1 protein-coding gene and 1 pseudogene are annotated in these 1,453 nt (G+C 75.0%); both read right to left on the reverse strand.

Going from position 1 to position 1,453, the window contains the following annotated elements; translation table 11 throughout:
• Positions 1-966 (reverse strand): acyl-CoA dehydrogenase family protein (locus tag MCM47_RS40640; RefSeq protein ID WP_238951817.1); only part of this gene is annotated, 966 nt, incomplete at its 3' end.
• A pseudogene (locus MCM47_RS40645) lies at positions 950-1,453 on the reverse strand (hypothetical protein); the annotation flags it as partial. The pseudogene MCM47_RS40645 and the gene MCM47_RS40640, both read right to left, overlap by 17 nt.

The raw sequence follows: 1,453 nt of genomic DNA on the forward strand, positions 1-1,453 counted from the left end.
CGCCCGCCGGTGGAGCGCGTGGTGCACAGCCCGGGTGGCCCCCAGGCGCATGCCGGAGGCGGCGCCGATGGTGCAGTCGAGCCGGGTCATGTTGACCATCTCGATGATGGTCGGCACACCGCGCCCCTCCTCGCCGACCAGCCACCCGACCGCGCCGTCGTACTCGATCTCGGCGGAGGCGTTGGACTTGTTGCCCAGCTTGTCCTTGAGCCGCTGCAGGTGGAAGCGGTTGCGCCCGCCGTCGGGCAGGATCCGCGGCACCATGAAGCAGCTGAGTCCGCCCGGCGCCTGGGCGAGCGTCAGGAAGAGGTCGGACATCGGCGCCGAGGTGAACCACTTGTGCCCGGTGAGCCGGTAGGTGCCGTCCGCGTGCGGGACGGCGGTGGTGGTGTTGGTCCGTACGTCCGAGCCACCCTGCTTCTCGGTCATCGACATCCCGGCGATGAGCCCGCGCTTGCCGTGCGGCTCGCGCAGCCCGAAGTCGTACTCCCGGGAGGCCAGCAGCGGCTCCAGTTCGGCCGCCAGCGACGGGGTCGCGCGCAGGGCCGGGACGGCGGCGTAGGTCATCGAGACCGGGCAGGTGTGGCCGGCCTCGACCTGGCCCCAGACGAGGAACTTGGCCGCGCGGGCGGAGTGCGCGCCCGGCCGGTCGTCCTGCCACGGGGCGGCGTGCAGGCCGTGGCCGACGGCGGTGCGCATCAGCTCGTGCCAGTGCGGGTGGAACTCAACCTCGTCGATCCGGTGCCCGAAGCGGTCGTGGGTGCGCAGGACGGGCGGGTTCTCGTTGGCCAGCCGGCCCCACTCGGCGGCCTGCTCGGAGCCGGCCAGGCGACCGAGCTCGTGCAGCTCGTCCTCGGCCCAGCCGGCGCCGGCCCGGTGCAGGGCGGCGATCAGGGCCGGGTCGGCGGCGGTGTCGTGTCCGTACGGCAGGGGCACCTGGTTGGTGACCTCATGCGTCGCTGTCATCGCGTCCTCCCAGGGCACGCAGGGTGAAGGAGACCAGAGCGGGGACGACGTCGGGCAGGGCGTCCCGTGGAGCGGGTGCGGCCGTCGGCGCCGGTGCCGTTGCCGGCGCTCGGCCGTGTGCCGGAGCTTGCGCTCGGTCCTGTGCCGTTGCCGGCGCTCGGCCGTGTGCCGGTGGTGCGGGGGCGGCTGCCAGCGGCCCGGCCAGCGCCTCGCCGACCGCACCGACGATCGCGGCGGCGGTCAGCTCCGGGTCCTGCCGGGGCAGCCGGCCGGCCGCCAGCGCGACCGCGATCTCGGCGGCGATCACGTCGCGGAAGGCCCGCCGGAAGACCAGCCGCTCGCTGTCCACGACGGCATCGGCCGGCTCGACCAGCAGCGCGTGGGCAAGCCGCGGGGCGCGCAGGGCACGGGCGGCGAAGGTCTCCACCACGGCCGCGATCCGCTGTTCTGGGGTCTCGCGGCGGGCGGCGGCCCCGTGGACGGCGTC

The organism is Kitasatospora sp. A2-31 (genome assembly GCF_022288725.1).
Taxonomy (GTDB): domain Bacteria; phylum Actinomycetota; class Actinomycetes; order Streptomycetales; family Streptomycetaceae; genus Kitasatospora.